Origin of the sequence: Gardnerella pickettii (assembly GCF_029226345.1) — a bacterium.
In the GTDB taxonomy this organism is placed as follows: Bacteria; Actinomycetota; Actinomycetes; order Actinomycetales; family Bifidobacteriaceae; genus Bifidobacterium; species Bifidobacterium piotii.
On sequence record NZ_JAKNCU010000001.1, the window covers coordinates 229,103 to 246,923 of the forward strand.

At 40.8% G+C, this 17,821-nt stretch carries 11 protein-coding genes and 1 pseudogene; 9 read left to right on the forward strand and 3 right to left on the reverse strand.

Translation table 11 applies throughout. The features are described from left to right. Positions 1–149 precede the first annotated feature (149 nt). The 8 genes from MAF46_RS00840 (at position 150) to MAF46_RS00875 (ending at position 11,878) form a co-directional block, all read left to right on the forward strand. Positions 150–1,463, forward strand: coding sequence for a DivIVA domain-containing protein (locus tag MAF46_RS00840; protein ID WP_004132601.1), 1,314 nt, complete (start codon positions 150–152; stop codon positions 1,461–1,463). 71 nt (positions 1,464–1,534) lie between these two features. Continuing rightward, on the forward strand, positions 1,535–2,029 hold the full coding sequence (locus tag MAF46_RS00845; protein WP_004132600.1) for a signal peptidase II: 495 nt from the start codon (positions 1,535–1,537) through the stop codon (positions 2,027–2,029). After that, complete coding sequence (locus tag MAF46_RS00850; protein ID WP_004132599.1) at positions 2,022–2,978, forward strand: RluA family pseudouridine synthase; 957 nt, start codon at positions 2,022–2,024, stop codon at positions 2,976–2,978. Before MAF46_RS00845 ends, MAF46_RS00850 begins: the two co-directional genes overlap by 8 nt. Positions 2,979–3,030: 52 nt before the next feature. Beyond that, positions 3,031–6,582 (forward strand): DNA polymerase III subunit alpha, encoded by a 3,552-nt coding sequence (gene dnaE / locus MAF46_RS00855; RefSeq protein ID WP_060785565.1) that lies wholly within the window; start codon positions 3,031–3,033, stop codon positions 6,580–6,582. A gap of 154 nt (positions 6,583–6,736) precedes the next feature. Beyond that, complete coding sequence (locus tag MAF46_RS00860; protein ID WP_004130326.1) at positions 6,737–7,429, forward strand: hypothetical protein; 693 nt, start codon at positions 6,737–6,739, stop codon at positions 7,427–7,429. 188 nt (positions 7,430–7,617) lie between these two features. Beyond that, a complete protein-coding gene (gene glnA / locus MAF46_RS00865) occupies positions 7,618–8,955 on the forward strand; it encodes a type I glutamate--ammonia ligase (RefSeq protein WP_004130324.1) in 1,338 nt (445 codons plus the stop codon). Between the two features lie 421 nt (positions 8,956–9,376). Beyond that, positions 9,377–10,333 (forward strand): nucleoside hydrolase, encoded by a 957-nt coding sequence (locus tag MAF46_RS00870; protein WP_004132582.1) that lies wholly within the window; start codon positions 9,377–9,379, stop codon positions 10,331–10,333. Positions 10,334–10,474: 141 nt separating this feature from the next. Continuing rightward, complete coding sequence (locus MAF46_RS00875) at positions 10,475–11,878, forward strand: MFS transporter (protein WP_060785564.1); 1,404 nt, start codon at positions 10,475–10,477, stop codon at positions 11,876–11,878. Positions 11,879–12,075: 197 nt separating this feature from the next. Here MAF46_RS00875 and MAF46_RS00880 read toward each other — a convergent pair whose 3' ends face one another. Continuing rightward, entirely contained in the window at positions 12,076–12,906 is an 831-nt protein-coding gene (locus tag MAF46_RS00880) for a GIY-YIG nuclease family protein (protein ID WP_018616205.1), read from the reverse strand. 45 nt (positions 12,907–12,951) lie between these two features. Further along, a complete protein-coding gene (locus MAF46_RS00885) occupies positions 12,952–13,434 on the reverse strand; it encodes a hypothetical protein (RefSeq protein ID WP_018616207.1) in 483 nt (160 codons plus the stop codon). Between the two features lie 101 nt (positions 13,435–13,535). Between MAF46_RS00885 and MAF46_RS00890 the strand changes: the two are divergent. Further along, positions 13,536–13,694, forward strand: a pseudogene (locus MAF46_RS00890) (nucleoside hydrolase); the annotation flags it as partial. Between the two features lie 24 nt (positions 13,695–13,718). Here MAF46_RS00890 and hrpA read toward each other — a convergent pair. Then, positions 13,719–17,801 carry an ATP-dependent RNA helicase HrpA gene (hrpA, locus tag MAF46_RS00895; RefSeq protein ID WP_060785562.1) on the reverse strand — a complete coding sequence of 1,361 codons (4,083 nt, stop codon included), beginning with the start codon at positions 17,799–17,801 and terminating at the stop codon, positions 13,719–13,721. Between the last annotated feature and the right edge of the window lie 20 nt (positions 17,802–17,821).

Consider the following 17,821-nt stretch of genomic DNA (forward strand, 5'->3'; position numbering starts at 1 on the left):
AACATTCACTCAAAATAAGTCTTAATAATAAAATATTGGCAGATTTCGTAAAAAATAATTGCTTTTTACACAATTTTTTCTATGGACGTGATAGCATCGAAGAGATATATCAAAAGGGCTGCGCGCCCAAAAGTGAGGTGTAATGCATTATGGCTCTGTTAACGCCTAAAGACATTCGCGAGCATACCTTCCAGATCGTTAGATTCAAGGGAGGCTATGACGTTGACGAAGTTGATGACTTTTTAGATCAGGTTACAGAAACAATCGAAGCGCTTGGTCAGCAGGCCGTGCAAGGACTTGGGGCTTCTACGCAGTCTCTTGGCGCTGATGTTGCTAGCTTAAACAATAAGATTGCAGACTTAACAAATCAGGTTGAATCTTTAACTAAAGAAAATAATGATTTGCGAGAAGCATCCAGCAATGCAAGCAAGAGTGATAACGATCTTGCAGCAAAGCTTAAGGAAGCGGAAGAAAACAACCGTGCATTGAGCGAGCAAAATCAGCAGCTTAAGGAGCAACTGGATGGATTGGGTGCTCAAGTAGATCAGCTTACAGCTCAAGCTGCAAATGCAGATAATGCTAAGGCAGATGCTGATAAGAAGATTCAAGAAGAGCTTGAAAACGTTACGCGCGAGCGCGATGACTTCCGTGCAAGCAGCGAAAACTTGGGTCGTGAGTTAGAAGAGGTTCGCCAGCAGCTTGTTGTAACTCAGCAAGAAAATGCTAAGGTTCAAGATCTTAACAAGCAGCTCGAAGAATCGCATAAGAGAGAAGAACAGCTTCGCGAGCAGGTTTCTAAGATGGAACCAAGCACGGAGACTGGTAGCTTGCAAAAGATTGCAGGCGCGGGTGCGGAAGCTCAAGGTTCGGAGCCAGAGCGTGCTACTGCAATGTTGACTCTTGCAATGCAATTGCATGATCAATACGTAGACAAGGGCAAGGCAAAGGCTCAGCAGATTGTAGAAGAAAGCCAAGCGCGCTACAACGATATAGTTGCTAAAGCAGACGAATACTCTGGTCGTACGCGCACCGAGGCGGATGAATACAATAAGCAGACTCGCGGGGATGCGGATGATTACTCGGTGCGTACTCGCGGAGACGCCGATGCTTATGCGGCTCGCGCTCACAACGAGGCAGACGCTTACTCTGGCAAGGTTCGTCAAGCTGCAGATGACTACTCCAAGCAAACTCACGATCAAGCTGATCAATACGAAGCAGAAGTTCAGCATAGAGCTGCGGATTACGATTCCACTACTCGTACTTCTGCAGACGCATATGCTCGCCAAGTACGTGAGAATCTCGAGAAGCAAACTAAGGTTATTGAAGGAAACATTCAAAGCCTTAAGCAGTTTGAAACTGAGTATCGTACTCGCTTGACCGACTTCTTGGGTCAGCTTGTTGCTCAAGTTTCCGACGAAAACACGTATACATCTATGGAAAATCAAGATAAGCAGGATAAGTAGTATTTACTAAAATTTGCTAGTAGTATTTACTAAATCCCTTTAGATTGGAAAATACATTGACGCATAGTTATGTGCGTGTAGAACGGCTGCGTAATCGCGCAGCCGTTTTTGCACTGATTGCTTTTATTGGCGTGGTTCTAGACCGCATAACCAAAGTTTGGGCATTAGCAGCGCTTAGTGGCGGAAAAAACATTGATATTTTTCCACACTTGCTCTCTTTTACTCTTGTTAGGAATCCTGGAGCATCTTTTGGCTTAGGATCTTCTTTTACTTGGGTTATTAGCGTGTTAGCGTGCGCTGCGTGCGCTGCTATGATTGCGGTTATTAAGCACACAAAATCCTTATATTGGACTATTGCGCTTGCTTTAGCTTTTGCTGGAGCTTTTGGAAATCTTATTGATAGAGCGCAATATGCTCAGGGCTTTTTGAACGGAAAAGTCGTAGATTTTATAAACTACGGATGGTCTGTTGGAAATGTTGCAGATATTGAGCTTATGTTTGCAGGAATCGCAGTTATATGCCTTATTTTGATTGGGATTCCTCTTATAGAGCGCGCTGATGAGTGATATTCGTTTTACGGTTACGAGTCAATTTGCAGGATGCAGGTTCGACGTATGTTTGTCGAAGCTTATGGGAGTATCGCGTGCAAACGCAATATCGCTAATCGAAAGTAGCAAAGCAAAAATCCTAAATAGAAAGTCGCAAAAATCGTCTATTTTGCAAGAATCAGATGTGATTGTTGTAAATAAAGAAGACGATTGTGCTTGCGATTGTGCTAGTGCTCGCGATTCTTCCAGTAATGCTCAAAGTAAGCCTTCTATATGCGATTTAGAAATCGTATACAACGATGACGATGTTGTAGTAATAAACAAGCCTGTTGCAATGGCGTCTCACGCAGCAAAAGGGTGGAACGGGCCTACTGTTCCAGAAAGCCTAGAAGCTGCTGGGATTAGAATAAACACAACGCTTTGCGACGAATCACGCAAAGGAATCGTAAGCAGGTTAGACGTTGGAACAAGCGGCCTTATGCTCGTTTGCAAAACGGATTTTGCTTACGAAAAGATGAAGCAGCAATTTGCTAGTCATAGTGTTTCAAAAACTTATACGGCATTAGTGCAAGGAAATTTGGAGCAAAACAAAGCAACTATTGAAGCTCCGATTGGAAGGTCGAAAGTATCTGACTTTAGATTTACTGTAACCAAAAATGGCAAACCAGCTGTAACACATTGGGATGTTTTGGAGCGCTTTGGAATTGCAACTTTAGTTAGCGTAAATTTAGAGACGGGTAGAACTCACCAAATACGCGTGCATTTTTCTTCGATTGGCCATCCATTAGTGGCGGATAAAATGTATGGAGCAAACCCAAAACTCGCAGAAAAACTAGAGTTACAACGCCAATGGCTTCACTCAACTAAGCTAGAATTTAAGCATCCTAGAACAGGAAAATTAGTTAAGCTTGAATCGGAGTATCCGCTAGATTTGCAACACGCTTTACAAGCCGTGCGGCAACTATAAAAGCGAGCATATTTAGCAAAACAGGTCATATTGCATCTATAAAATAGCAAGCATGACTAGGCCAGAAACAAACTTTGTACATTTGCATAATCACACGCATTATTCGCTTTTGGATGGTGCTTCAAAGATACCAGACCTAGTAGCGAGTGCAAAAGAATTGGGTATGCCAGCTATTGCGATTACAGACCACGGCAATATGCATGGAGCATACGAGATGTGGAGCACGGCTGTAAAAGCTGGGATTAAGCCGATTATTGGAATCGAAGCTTATGTGACTCCAGAAACAGCCAGACAAGACAAAAGCCGAGTTCATTGGGGAACGGAAGCGCAAAGAAGCGACGATGTTTCTGGCGGTGGTTTGATTACTCACATGACAATGTGGGCCGAAGATGATGAAGGCTTAACAAATTTACTTAAAGCATCGTCTATAGCCAATTTGGAAGGTCGCGTTATGCGATATCCTCGAATGGATAAAGACGTGCTTTCAAGGTATTCTAAAGGCGTTATAGCGTCTTCTGGATGTCCGTCTGGAATTATTCAAACGCGTCTTCGTCTAGGTCAATTTGATGAGGCTTTACGCGCTGCAGGCGAGTTCCAAGATATTTTTGGTCGAGATAATTTCTTTATTGAGCTTATGAATCACGGGCTTTCTATTGAAACACGTGTTACAAAAGATTTGCTCGAGATTGCTAAGAAGCTGAATGCCCCACTTCTTGCTACAAACGATTTGCACTATGTGCACGAAGAAGATCGCGAAGCGCAAGATGCAATGCTTTGTATTAATTCTGGATCTCGCTTAGATGATCCAGATCGTTTTAAGTTTGACGGTTCTGGCTATTATTTGAAGTCTGCTGAGCAAATGCGTGAGCTTTTTAAGGAGTTTCCAGAAGCTTGCGATAATACTCTTGAGATTGCTCGCCGATGCAATGTTATGTTTGATGACGGCGAAGATGGCGCTTTTATGCCGCAATTTGACTGCCCTAAAGGTTGGGATGAGACTTCGCTATTTCTTAAAAAAGTCGAAGAAGGATTAGAGCGCAGATATAACAAAAACGTTCCTATTGAAGTCTTAAAACAAGCAGACTACGAGTGTGGCGTTATATGCCAAATGCAATTTTGTGGCTACTTTTTAGTTGTTGCAGACTATATTAATTGGGCAAAAGAGCATGGGGTTATGGTTGGCCCTGGCCGAGGAAGTGCAGCAGGCGCAATGGTTGCGTATGCAATGGGCATTACCGAACTAGATCCAATGAAGCATGGCTTGATTTTTGAACGATTCTTAAACCCAGAGCGCGTGTCTTTGCCAGATATTGACGTTGACTTTGACCCAGAAGGTAGAGCCAAAGTTTTGGAATATGTTGGCGAAAAATATGGAAAAGATAAAGTAGCGCAATGCGTGATTTATGGCACAATTAAAACAAAACAAGCACTTAAAGATTCTGCTCGAATAATGGGCTATGAGTTTTCTGTTGGAGAAAAAATTACAAAGATTTTGCCGCCTCCAAAAAACGGCAAAGATATGAGTTTCCACGATATTTTTGACGAAAAGTCAAAGCGTTATGCGGAAGCTCGCGAGTTTCGCGAGATGTATGATAGTGACCCAGATACAAAGCGAATTACAGAAGAAGCAAAGGGTATTGAGGGTCTGATTCGCCAAACGGGTGTACATGCTTGTGCAACGATTATGGGTTCGGAGCCTATTACAGATACATCTCCTCTGTTGGAGCGCACTGATGGCACGATTACAACTACCTTTGAGTATCACACTTGCGAAACGCTTGGCTTAGTTAAGATGGATTTTTTGGGTCTTTCTAATTTAACAGTTATTAGAGATACTCTTAAAAACGTTGAAAATAATGGAAAAGAGCCTATTGACTATACTAAAATTCCGCTTGACGATAAAGAAACATATCAGCTTCTTGCAAGAGGAGATACTTTAGGCGTTTTCCAGCTTGATTCCGACGGTATGCGTGCGCTTCTTCGCACTCTAAAACCAGATAACTTTAACGATATTTCTGCTTTGATTGCGCTTTACAGACCAGGTCCTATGGATATGGATTCGCACACCAATTATGCTAAGCGTAAGAACGGTTTGCAAGATATTACGCCTATTCATCCAGAGGTTGCGGAGCCACTAAAAGATGTTCTTGGAGAAACTTATGGTTTGATTGTGTACCAAGAGCAGGTGCAGTCGGCTGCTCGTATTTTAGCTGGATACAGCCTTGGCAAGGCAGATGTTTTGCGTAGAGCCATGGGTAAAAAGAAGCCAGAAGTGCTAGCTAAAGAGAAAATACCGTTCTTTAAAGGCATGAAGGAACATGGTTATTCAGAAGAAGCTGCCCAAGCTGTTTGGGATGTTCTGGTTCCATTCTCGGGTTACGCGTTTAATAAGGCTCACTCGGCTGCATACGGTTTGATTTCTTATTGGACTGCTTACTTAAAAACGCATTATCCTGTGGAATTTATGGCTGCATTGCTTCAAAACGAGCGCACTAATAAAGATAAGACAGCACTCTACTTAGGCGAAGCAAGGCGCATGGGTATTCGCGTTTTGCAACCAGATATTAATGAGTCGGTTCTTGAATATTCTGCAGTTGGAGATGTTGTGCGCTTTGGCCTTGGAGCTGTACGAAACGTTGGAGATAAAGCAGTTAACGATATTATTAGCGAGAGGGAAAGCGAGCGCGGAAAATTCGTTGATTTTAAGGATTTTGTAAATCGCGTATCGTTTGAATCTCTGAATCGCAGACTTGTTGAATCGCTTATTAAATCTGGTGCTTTTGACTCAATTAGCACTTGTAGGCGAGCACTTTTTGAAGTTTATAATCCACTAATTGACTCAGTTATTTCTATTAAGCGAAAGCAGGCAGGTGGCCAATTTGACCTTTTTGCCGATTTGGATGATTCAAGTAACGAGCTTGGAGACGCACAAATCAATATTCCAGATGTTGAAGAGTGGGATAAAAAAACGAAGCTAAACTTTGAGCGAGAAATGCTTGGACTTTATGTTTCGGATCACCCTTTGAGTGGACTTTCTGCTGTTTTGGCTGGTCTTAGAGAAATGTCGATTGCGCAGCTTCTAAACCGTGCTAGAACTATGAGCGAAAATCAACAAGTAACTCTTGCAGGACTTGTTACTAGCGTAGATAGGCGAGTGTCTAAAAAAGGTAATGCTTGGGCGATTGTAACTATTGAAGACATGGAAAGCTCAATACAATGCATGTTCTTTGGCAAAGTTTACGAGTCTTCTGCTGCAGAACTTGCGATTGATCAAGTTGTGCGAATTAGGGGCCAGGTAGAAGTTCGAGACGAAACTGTTTCTTTAAGAGCTACGGATTTTGAAGTTCCAAGCTTAGAGGCAGAAGACGCTCAACCTGTAACTATTGTTTTGCCTTTGCAAGCGCTAGAAAAGTCTCGTATAAAAGAGCTTGAAAACATTGTTACAAGGCATCCCGGTTGTTGCGAAGTAAATCTTGCTTTGATTGACTCTAAGGGGTGCGCAAAAGTCTTATCTTTTGGAGATAGATTTAGAGTCAAGCGAGATACGTCACTTTTTGCAGAGCTAAAAATATTGTTTGGCCCAGCTTGCTTGCCAAGTGCTTAAAATAAGCGCCTAAAATAAGCTAATCGCGTAGAATATTCTTAGAGTGATTTAGAGTGATTTTAAGCGTTTTAAGAAGTGATAGTTATAAGTAAAGATAAGTGAAGATAAGTAAAAACAAGTAAAGCAAGGCTTTTTAATTTAGAAGGTAAAAGATATGTGTAAAGATAACGACGATTTGAGTAAAAACAATAACGTTAGCGATAATAATAATGGCGTTAATGGCAATAATGGCGTTGGTTCTAATGATTCTAACGATGTTCGTACTTCTTTTACCGATAAAGAGCTGGAAGACGCGTTGCTTGGTTTTGAAAAAGAGTTTAGCGAAGAGCAAAATCGTGATTCAATCGATGATGCTGTAAAAAAGATTGAGCAAGCGGATTTTGAAGAAGATTTGCAAGGTTTGCTTGGAAAAAAGGCAAAGTGCGCGCTGTTCTTAACAGCTATAGAGCCAGGAGAGCTTCTTGCATCTTTTTGCAAAATGGCTGGAGTTAATGCGGATTGTTTTAACGACGAAAATGGTGGAGTCGCAGTTTTACGTGATTTAGACGAAGACAATCCAGAAAAATCAGTTAAAAAATTTACCGACTATTTTCGTGGAATGCCTGCTGTTCTAATGGTAAATCGCGCTAATAAGATTGATGCAAAAGTTTATGAATACAATCGAGGCGTTTTAGACGTTGTTCCTCCTATGATTCTTGCAATGGCTGCTAGATGTGTTGAAGATCTTATGATTTGTTACTCAAGTGTTAAAGATCTTAAAGAATCTGGGATTGAAGTTACAAGTACAGATGATTTAAGCGATGATCAAGCCAAAGAGATTTTTTATAAATATGGCAAAAAGATGTAGTCTATGTTAAATAGATTGCTACTAGATTGCTATTAGATTGTTACATTAAAAATAAGTAAATTCATGCTCATAAAGCTAAATAAAAGCGAAAAGTAAGAGATAATATAATAATTAGTCTCTTAAATATTAGTCAAAGAGTATTAGAGAAAAACACATAGTTACACACTTAAATTGATTGGACTGTAGATATGGATAGACAGCAAGAATTCGCTTTGCGTACAGTTGAAGAGCGTGACGTTCGTTTTATTCGACTATGGTTCACGGATGTTCTTGGAACGCTTAAATCGGTTGCTATTGCTCCAGCAGAGCTTGAAGCTGCGTTTGAAGAGGGTATTGGCTTTGACGGTTCTGCGATTGAAGGCATGACTCGCGTTTTAGAAGACGATATGATTGTTAAGCCAGATCCTTCGACTTTCCAACTTTTGCCATGGCATGGCGGTCCAGAAGGCACGGCGCGCATGTTTTGCGACGTTTTAACGCCAGATGGGGAGCCGTCTCTTGGAGATCCGCGTCACGTTCTTAAAACTGCGCTCGCAAAAGCTAAAGAAAAAGGCTTTACTTTTTACGTTCATCCAGAAATTGAGTTTTACTTATTTGAAGCGCAAGATGATTGGTCTAAGGCGCCTGTTCCTATTGATGAAGGTGGGTATTTTGACCACGTTCCAAGAAGTTCGGCAATGGACTTTCGTCGTAGTGCTGTGAGCATGCTTGAACAGATGGGTATTTCTGTTGAGTATTCTCACCACGAAGGCGGTCCTGGTCAAAACGAGATTGACTTAAGATATGCAGACGCTCTTACTACTGCAGATAACATTATGACTTTCCGCACTGTTGTTAAGGAGATTTCTCTTGAGCGCGGAATGTATGCCAGCTTTATGCCTAAGCCGCTTACAGATCAGCCTGGTTCTGGTATGCACACGCATTTAAGCCTGTTTGAAGGAGATTCCAACGCTTTCTACGAGGCTGGTCAAGAGTTTAATATGTCGCTTATTGCGCGCCAATTTGCGGCTGGTATTTTGCATCATGCTGCAGAAATTTGCGCTGTTACAGATCAATACGTTAATTCTTACAAGCGCTTGTGGGGTGGAGCGGAAGCTCCTAGCTATGTTTGCTGGGGTCATAGCAACCGTTCTGCGCTTTTGCGTGTGCCTCAATATAAGCCAGGCAAAGGCAATTCTTGCCGTATGGAGTTTCGCGCGCTCGACCCTGTGGCGAATCCATATCTTGCATACTCTGTTTTGTTGGCTGCTGGTTTAGATGGCATTGAAAAGCAAATGACTTTGTGTGATCCTACTAGCGACGACGTTTGGGAGCTTACAGATGCTGAACGTCAAGCTATGGGAATTCAGCCTCTTCCTGAGTCTTTGGATGAAGCTTTGAAGATTATGGAGAAGTCTGATTTTGTAGCTAGCGTACTCGGTGAGCATGCGTTTGAATACTTCTTGCGCAATAAGCACAAAGAGTGGGAAGAGTATCGTCGCCAAGTAACGCCTTACGAGCTAGAGAAATACTTGCCTAGACTGTAGGTTTTTGCGTTTAGTTTGTGTTGACTATTAAAATCGCGTGATGTGCTGTGGCGGCGTGTCGCGCGATTTATTTTTAGGTTTTTCTTTGATTATTTTTTAACATTTTTCGCAAAATTTTTTTCATATTGTTATATCTGAATGTTTATGTTTGAATGCTAGTTTCTAAGCATAATTTAAACGTTTGTTTATTTAATTTAACTTTTGTTGGCAATTGAAACATTTTATAACAAAAATCGCAAACTATTGCACAATAAAGAAACAATGATATATCTAAAATTATCCAATTGTAATGTTGATTTTCAAAATTATGATAATAAAATTTTTGCTTGGTTGCATTTGAATAATTTTGAAAATATTCGCGCAATCCATGATTTACAACGACTGTAAGATCATGCCAAATACACAAAGGGAGGTAACTCAAGTGAAGAAGCTGATTCTTGATCTTGATACTGGTGTTGACGATACTCTCGCTATATCTTATGCTCTTGGAAGCCCAGAAATGGAGCTTATTGGCATAACTGGTACGTATGGCAATGTTTTAATGGAGCAAGGTGTTCGTAACGCGCTTGCAATCACAGACTTACTTGGGCATCCAGAAGTAAAAGTTTATAAGGGACTTTCGCACGCAAGCACAAAAGATTCGTTTGAAGTTCTTCCAATTTCTGCATTTATTCACGGAGATAACGGAATTGGCGATGTTGAGATTCCAGATTCTGCACGCAAAGCAGAAGATGAATCAGCTGTTGATTTTATTATCGATTCTGTAAAGAAATATGGCAAGGACTTGGTGTATGTTCCAACAGGACCAATGACAAATATTGCTGCTGCGTTGAAGAAGGCTCCAGAAATCAAGGACGAAATCGGAAAGATTGTTCTTATGGGCGGAGCGCTTACCATTCATGGAAACGTAAACGCTTGGACCGAAGCGAATATATCTCAAGATCCAGATGCTGCAGATGTACTATTCCGCTCTGGTGCTCCAGTAACAATGATTGGTTTGGATGTTACTTTACAGACTTTGCTTACTTACAAGGAGACAAAGCAGTGGCGTGACCTTGGCACAAAGGCTGGCAAGTTCCTTGCAGATATGACCGACTTTTACATTAAGGCATATGAGACAACGGCTCCACACCTTGGCGGATGCGGTTTGCATGATCCTTTGGCAGTGGCTGTAGCTGTGGATCCAACACTTGTTACAACGCTTCCAATCAATATGCAAGTTGATGTTGAAGGCCCAACTCGTGGGCGCACAATTGGTGATGTTACGCGCTTGAATGACCCTGTTAAGACAATGCAAGTTGCTGTTGGTGTTGATGTTCCACGATTCTTGAACGAGTTTATGACGCGCATTTCTGGCTTGGCAAAAATCGCTGGCTGAGTGCGGATTTTACGCGTTTTAATTCCGTTTTAGCTCCGTTTTTTGTTGTTCGACACGCCGCAAATCGCAACATTTTTCGCAATATGCGACGTGTCTTGTTTGCCAATGTAAAAACTAAAAATATTAATTGATTGGATTATTATGACTGAGATTGCAAAATCTAGCGCGGTAGACCCATACGAGGATCCAAAAACCCGCGACAAAGTGGCGATTTACTCGCTAATTTTACTTCTTATAACCTTTATTCTTGGAACATTGTGTTTGCAAGGATTTAATCTGGTATTCGATCAGATTGGTAAAGCTGTTGGCGCGCCTAATCAAGCTTCGCTTATTACGAGTTTGCCAATTATTGTTTTAGGCATTGTATGCTTTATTTACGGCTCTTTGGGTGACTTTGTGTCGCTTCGTAGACTCATAACAATCGGACTTGTAACACTGTTTGTTGGATCGTTGTTTGGTTTTATTGCAAACTTCTTCTTCACTCCAAACTTGTGGACTGTTATTATTGCGCGTATTTTACAAACCGCTGGCGAGCAAGTAGCAGGTTCTTCCTTCCTTGTTATTGCAACTAAGTATTTGCGCAACGATCTTAAGGTAATTTTCTTTGGACTCTTTACTGCTGCTTATCAGCTTTCTGCTTCTATTGGCGTTTTTGCTGCTGGTGCTCTTAGCTCTATTGCTTGGCAGTATTTGTTCTTGATTCCTGCAATTACTATTCTGTTCTTGCCAGTTCTTGTTAAGTTCTTGCCTACAAAGAACGGTATTGGTGGAAAGATAGATAAGCTTGGCTTTACAGTGTTTGGTATTGCTGTTGCATTGCTGACTTTGTTCTTCTCGTACAAGGCATGGGGATTGTTGCTTGGATCCATCGTGCTGTTTGTTGTGTTTGCTGGATACATTATGAAGGCAAAGAACCCGTTTGTAACTCCTGCATTCTTTAAGAATAAGCGTTGGCTTTCGGGCATTATTTTGATCTTCATCTTCTACTTTACTAACTATTGCATGCCTCCAATTTACAATGTTATTGGTGGAGCTTTGTATCATATGAGCACTGAGGCAGTTTCTTCCTACCTTGTATGGGCATTCGTTGTAGCAGCAGTGTTTGGAACATGCTCTGGAACAATTATCGGTTTCATTGGACGTAAAGCTGGCATTATTATAGCTGCTGTTCTTATGATTCTTGGATGGGTTGGAGCTGCTGTATTCATAAATTGCGGATTCCTTGTTCTAACTTTGTGCGCATGCGTCTACTACGCTGGTTGCGGACTTATGTATTCGCCAATCGTTTCAACGGTTCTTAGCGCATTGCCTGTTGAAGAATCGGGTCGTGGATGCGGTATGAACGATTTAGTTATGAATGTTACAGCATCAATCGGTATTTCCATTTTCAGCGGATTCTTTGGCGGAAACTTGCTAAAAGGATTCTCTTTTGCTGGAATCCAAGGCTTAGGTGCAGGCTATTCTAACTTGCTTATGATGGGCGCTATTGTAGCCTTTATTGGCTTAGTAGTTTACATTGCTCGTAGCCTTATGGTTAAAGAGTAATTATTATTTACTCAATATGTTAGTGGTCACTATCTTGCAGTCATCTTTGGCTGCGTGGATAGTGACCACTTTTTTGTAGTCTTATGCCGCGCATTTTTAAACTAACATAGTTTTTACACTAACATAGTTTTTTCATACGCTGAACACTAATCTTTTGATGTTGGATTGGTGAAGCTTATTTCTAATGATTATTTAAATTAATTACCGTTATAGCCAAAATCCTCACTTTTTAATACTTCTTTCCACCATGATTCTCTGCCTAAAACAAAATCATCTTTAACTTTCGCATTATAGTTTTCAAGAATTGAATATTGGAAATGGTCTTCAATATATTTGATTCCCTCAGTTTCAACTAGTTTTATAAGCTTTTTATTTCCGCCATGACCAGTTTCTAAGTAGTCCTTCCAGCGTTTTAGCAACATTTCATTTTCTGAAGTTGCAGAGCCAACATACAATTTACCTGTATTCGTGTCTGTTATTAGATATACTGCCTTTTGATTGCTTAGGGCTGCAATCCAATCATTATAACTGTTTTTAACAATACGTTTTAAATCTGAATATGAAAGTTTAACATTGTCATATCCAGGAAAACTATCATCTCTGAACGTGTCTGGTAAAATTTGAGAAACTTCTAAGTCGCTTTTAAGATTGTTAAGCCATCTAACTAATTGTTCATGTTCATTGTGGAATTTTACAATTATTCTTCCAAAATATTTTTCATATTCCTTTATTGGAGTTCCTTCATAGCCTACTCCATCGTGTTTATTTAAATCTTTGCTGACGGTGTCGATTGTTGTTAATAGCCATTGATCTTTGTTTTTGAGCATGCGTACTAAACATATTGCGATTTGTCCAACTTGGAATAGGGACTTATTACCATTCTTGTAAAGCCATTCTTTATTGATTTTCTCACGATCATCTTGATAAAGCTGAATAGGATCGCAATAGCCATTATTCATATTAAAACGTATTTTTGTATTTGCTGCCTGTTCTTCTGTGAGATTTAGCAAATCATTTAATTTAATCATTTTATTCCTTGCTTCTAAATTATCTGCATAAATCTTCGTTGGTTTTTATGCATGTTTTAGTGCAATCATTGCGCTAATTCTAAGTGTACTGCCACTATTATGTACATATGAATAGATTGAAGAATCTTTATCTAATTTTTTATAGATTGCGTCAATTATGTTATTTGTATCTTTTGTGGAAAGATTTATGCCATTCTCTATGTATATTAAGGCGCCACCTTTTATTAAATTGCTGTCTATGTTATCAATTTGCTCACTAATTTCATCAACGGCATTATTGAGGTCTTTTTGTTCTGATTGAACTAATTTTAGAACAGAGCCTTTTGCAACCAACAAAATATCTTCATTGCTTAAACCCATTTGATTGTTTGGGCTTGTTATGTTTTTTATAAATTCCATAGATTTATTTAATGTTGTGTTAGCATCTTCTGTATCAACTGGTGCAAAAATTAAATCTGTAGTAAGTGAGTCTTTGTTGTTTTTGTTAAATATAGAAGCAGTCAATTTGTAATCTTTATTGTTTTGCATCTTATTATATTCCTTTATTTATGTTGTTAGCTTTTGTGGAATATGACAATTATAAAATGTAAATACAATAGTTAAAACTACTTATGAAAATATTTACATTAATTGATGTTGATGGCCCAACTCGTAGACGCACAATTGGTGATGTTGCGCGCTTGAATGACTATGTTAATGCCACGCAAGTTGCTGTTGGCGTAAATGTTCCACGATTCTTGAACGAGTTTATGACGCGTATTTCTGGCTTGGCAAAAATCGCTGGATGAGTATGCAGATCCTTAACTTTTGTGTTAGAAAATCTTTTTCATACGCTGAATACTAATTGGGTATGCTGTTCCAAGCTCTTGCGCCCAAAGAGAAACATAGAATTCTTCGCACATCCACTTTAGTTTTTGAGCTTTTTCTTGAGCCTCATCTCTATTAGGCCCTGCAGGCAAGCTTTCTGCTCTCTTTTGAGCTTCTAACACAAGCTTATGAGCTTCATCTGCCTGCCAAGCCCATTGAACATCTCGATCTTTGTTTGACTTAGCTTTGTTAAGTCGAATCAAATCCGCATGTAAGTAGCGCTCTATTGAAGTAAGTGCGCTAGAATCTGTTTTTGCAATAAATCCAGGAAAAACAAGCGAAGATGCGTGTTCTTTAATCGATTGAAGAACACTAAGCATTGGCAAGTCGGCTTTGCCGCTAACAGCGGACTCGACTTTAGCAAATCGCTCCAAAATAGCAATAACACTGTGTGCAACGCTATAAACCGTGTCTTCGTAAACCTCGGCAATATTGCCAACAGCTTCTTTAAGCTCAACATCGTTAGTAATTTTTTGCGTATTTGGTATAAGGCGCTTAATAGCAGCCATTTGCAAATCTTGAGCCAAATCTTTAGAAGACTTATAAGGTGCAGAAGCAAGTAGCAAAGCCTCGCTGCCGAGCCATCTAGATGTAATGCGCTTATCGTCTAAAATAAGCATGTTAAGCGCGCCTTGCCAAACCATTTGAGATCTAGAAAGATTAGTCGCACCAGACTTGTGTAACAAATCTGCTCTCTCAACAACATTTCCGGCCTTTGCAGCTTTAATCGCCTTGCTGTTAACAACATTTAATGCACACTCTTGAGCTGATTTTGCAAATCGATGCTGAAGACTTATTAGCGACTTATCTGTTCCTAAAACAGTAGGCTTAATGCGCTTGTTGCTTTGATTATGCGAATTGTTTTGATTAGGTTTGTTTTTATTAGTTTTCTTTTGCTCAACGCTAAAAGTTACGCGCAAATAAGGAGATAACCGTTGCAACTGCTCATCGCTTAAAACCTCTGGGTGGATTTGTGCTCCAATAACACTAATCGCAGCTTTAGTAAAGATTTCGCTAAAATCTTGCCAAACAAAATCTTCTTGTGGATTCTCGTTTATTCCTGGAAGATAATCGTAGTTTTCGTCAATCCACTCGCGGATCTTACGCGCAGTATCTGGAGCTGGCACGAATTGCACGCGCAAAGTCTTAGGAAGAGACTTAATCATGCCAATAATAAGCTCATCTAATAAGCCTGGCACATTCCAAGTAAACTCTTGAGACTTAAGTCGCAAAAGCGCATGAAGCGGAACGTGTACAGTTACGCCATCTAAAGGATTATGCGGATCGTAAATGTAGCTTAAGCGCAAATTAATTTTCTGGCCGTCTGTTCCAATCGTATGCCAAGTATCGGGGTAGTCTGCTAAATCAGTGTCATTTGCGTATTGCAAGCGCTCAACACAATCTGGGTTAAAATCAAGAAAATGCGGGTCTTGAAGTCTGTAATTTTTCCACCATTTAGCTAAATCTGCAATAGTCGTAGCTTCTTGAGGAAGTTTATTATCGTAAAAAGTAAACAAATCCTCGTCATTTACAGTTTCGCTTGCCTGCCTAGTGCGATTTGTTTGATTATCGGCATCGTTCAAAACGTTAATATTTGAGGAGATAAAATCGTTGAATGGAAAACGCTGCTGAACGTTTCCTTCGACTAAGCCTTGACGAATCATTAACATTCGAGATTCGTAAGGGTTGATTTTAGACCATTGAACAGTGCGATTTTGCACAATAGGTAAGCCGTACAAAAGCACTTTCGATTGAGCAATTGCCGCACCTTTGCTTGCGCTCCAATGAGCATCTAAATATGTTACGCGAGTAAGATTCTTAGCTAAAGATTCCGCCCAAGCAGGGTCGATTTGCGCGCAATACCTTGCCCAAAGTCTAGAAGTTTCAACCAATTCCGTACACATAATCCAAGAAGGAGTTGCTTTAGAAACAGATGAAGATGGGAAGATTGAAAATCTTGTGCTTCTAGCGCCTTGATAATCGTTTTTTGCCATTTTTTGAGCGCGCTTAATTGCGCGAATTTTGGCTGTTCCTCGAAGTCCTGCAAAATCCGAAGCCTTAGGCTCGCGAATAACTTGCATGCCAATCATAGAAAGCAAGCCAGAAAGCATAGAAGAGTGGATTCCTTGATAATCCCAAGTGCAGCAAAGACTGTGAGCCGCCTGCTGATTGTTTGGCAATTGGCGGATTTGCAAAGGCGCGCGTTTAATTGGCAGAGCTTCGCCAACATTATAATGGAGTTCTTTGCATAAATCTTTAAGCTGATTAACTAAATCTTTCCACTGTTTTAGGCGTAAAAAGTGGAAAAATTCCTCTTTGCAAAGTCGCCTTAGTGCGTTGTTGCTGATTTCGCCATCTGCCTGGAATATGCGATCCCAAATATTCAATGCTGTTAAAAAGTCACTTAACTCATCGGCGTAACGATTGTGTAATCTATCTGCTTCGTCGCGCTTGTCCTCTGGGCGCTCGCGCGGATCTTGCAAACTCAAAAATGCAACAATCACAAGAATCGCAGCTAAAGTATTAGGCGTAGTGTTGCGCGCAGCTTCAATAATCATGCGGCCTAAACGAATGTCAATTGGAATATGACTAAGCTCGCGGCCAATTCGAGTCAAGCTTATAACACCAGATTTTCTGCTTATTGCGCCAAGCTCGCTAAGCTCGTTAAAGCCGTCGCTCACAGCCTTAATATCTGGAGGATCAATAAATCCAAAATTCGTTATATCTTCGCCAGTTTTAGCAACACCGACAGAGAGCATGTGCAAAACAACAGCGCCGAGTGAAGTGCGCAAAATCTCGGGATCGGTAAAGCGCGGGCGAGTATCGTAATCTTCCCTAGAATACAAGCGAATAGCAATGCCATCTGCAATTCGCCCACAACGACCAGAGCGCTGATCCGCGCTTGCTTGAGAAATAGGTTCTATAGGAAGACGCTGAACTTTAGCAGACTTAGAATAGCGCGAAATTCTAGCAAAACCAGGGTCTACAACGTAGCGAATATCAGGCACTGTAAGAGAAGTTTCTGCAACATTAGTGGCGATTACAATACGCTGATGAGTGTGATGCTCAAAAACGCGATGCTGGTCTTTAGAAGAAAGACGCGCAAAAAGTGGAACAATCTCAATGGCGTCACTGCGATTCATGTCGCTTGTGCGTGTACCGAAATAAGAACGCAACGATGCTTCAAACTCGCGAATATCGCGCTCGCCAGAAGCAAAAACCATAATATCTCGCGCGCCTTGAGTGTGTGTTGAATGAATAACAAGTTGAGCACATGCGCGAGTTACAGCAGAAGCAATGTCTTCATCGCAAATATCTCCGCTTTGCGAAAAACTAGAAAGACTTTGGCTTTGCGCAACGCTTTCATCATCCATAGCAATATCTGCAAAACCTGGAACATGCTTCATAAGCGAAGGCGCGCTTCCAAGCGACTCGTAAAGTACGCGCACGGGGTATGTTCGCCCAGAAACCTCTATAACAGGAACTTTAATGTGCAAAGCTTGCTCAAAATGGTCTTTGAACTTTGCAGAATCGATTGTTGCAGAAGTAATAATAAGCTTTAAGTCTTTGCGCTTTGGCAAAAGAGTTGTTAAATATCCAAGCAAAAAATCAATGTTTAGGCTGCGCTCGTGAGCTTCGTCAATAATAATCGTGTCGTAGCGCGTAAGAAGTGGATCGCGCTGAATTTGAGCAAGTAGAATACCGTCTGTAACTATGCGAAGCTTTGTTTTAGATGAGCTTTCGTCGTTAAAACGCACTTGGTAGCCGATTTCTTCGCCAAGCTTAACACCCATTTCGCTTGCGATTCGCTCGGCAACTGTGCGCGCAGCAAGCCTACGAGGTTGCGTGTGAACAATTTGCTTTCCGCGACCGCCTCTGCCAAGTTCCAAAGCCATTTTTGGGATTTGAGTGGTTTTGCCAGAACCCGTTTGACCAGATACGATTACAACTTGTGACTCTTTAATAGCTTCAATAATCTGGTTGCGTGCGGAACAAATCGGCAGTTCACTAGGATAGTCAAAGTTCATATTCAATCCTGTTAAATCTT

Bases quoted from the DNA above. Each gene is read 5' to 3' on its own strand.
- MAF46_RS00875 (WP_060785564.1), top strand. From the start codon at position 10,475: ATGACTGAGATTGCAAAATCTAGCGCGGTAGACCCATACGAGGATCCA.
- MAF46_RS00885 (WP_018616207.1), bottom strand. From the start codon at position 13,434: ATGCAAAACAATAAAGATTACAAATTGACTGCTTCTATATTTAACAAA.
- hrpA (WP_060785562.1), bottom strand. From the start codon at position 17,801: ATGAACTTTGACTATCCTAGTGAACTGCCGATTTGTTCCGCACGCAAC.
- MAF46_RS00840 (WP_004132601.1), top strand. From the start codon at position 150: ATGGCTCTGTTAACGCCTAAAGACATTCGCGAGCATACCTTCCAGATC.
- MAF46_RS00860 (WP_004130326.1), top strand. From the start codon at position 6,737: ATGTGTAAAGATAACGACGATTTGAGTAAAAACAATAACGTTAGCGAT.
- dnaE (WP_060785565.1), top strand. From the start codon at position 3,031: ATGACTAGGCCAGAAACAAACTTTGTACATTTGCATAATCACACGCAT.
- MAF46_RS00850 (WP_004132599.1), top strand. From the start codon at position 2,022: ATGAGTGATATTCGTTTTACGGTTACGAGTCAATTTGCAGGATGCAGG.
- glnA (WP_004130324.1), top strand. From the start codon at position 7,618: ATGGATAGACAGCAAGAATTCGCTTTGCGTACAGTTGAAGAGCGTGAC.
- MAF46_RS00880 (WP_018616205.1), bottom strand. From the start codon at position 12,906: ATGATTAAATTAAATGATTTGCTAAATCTCACAGAAGAACAGGCAGCA.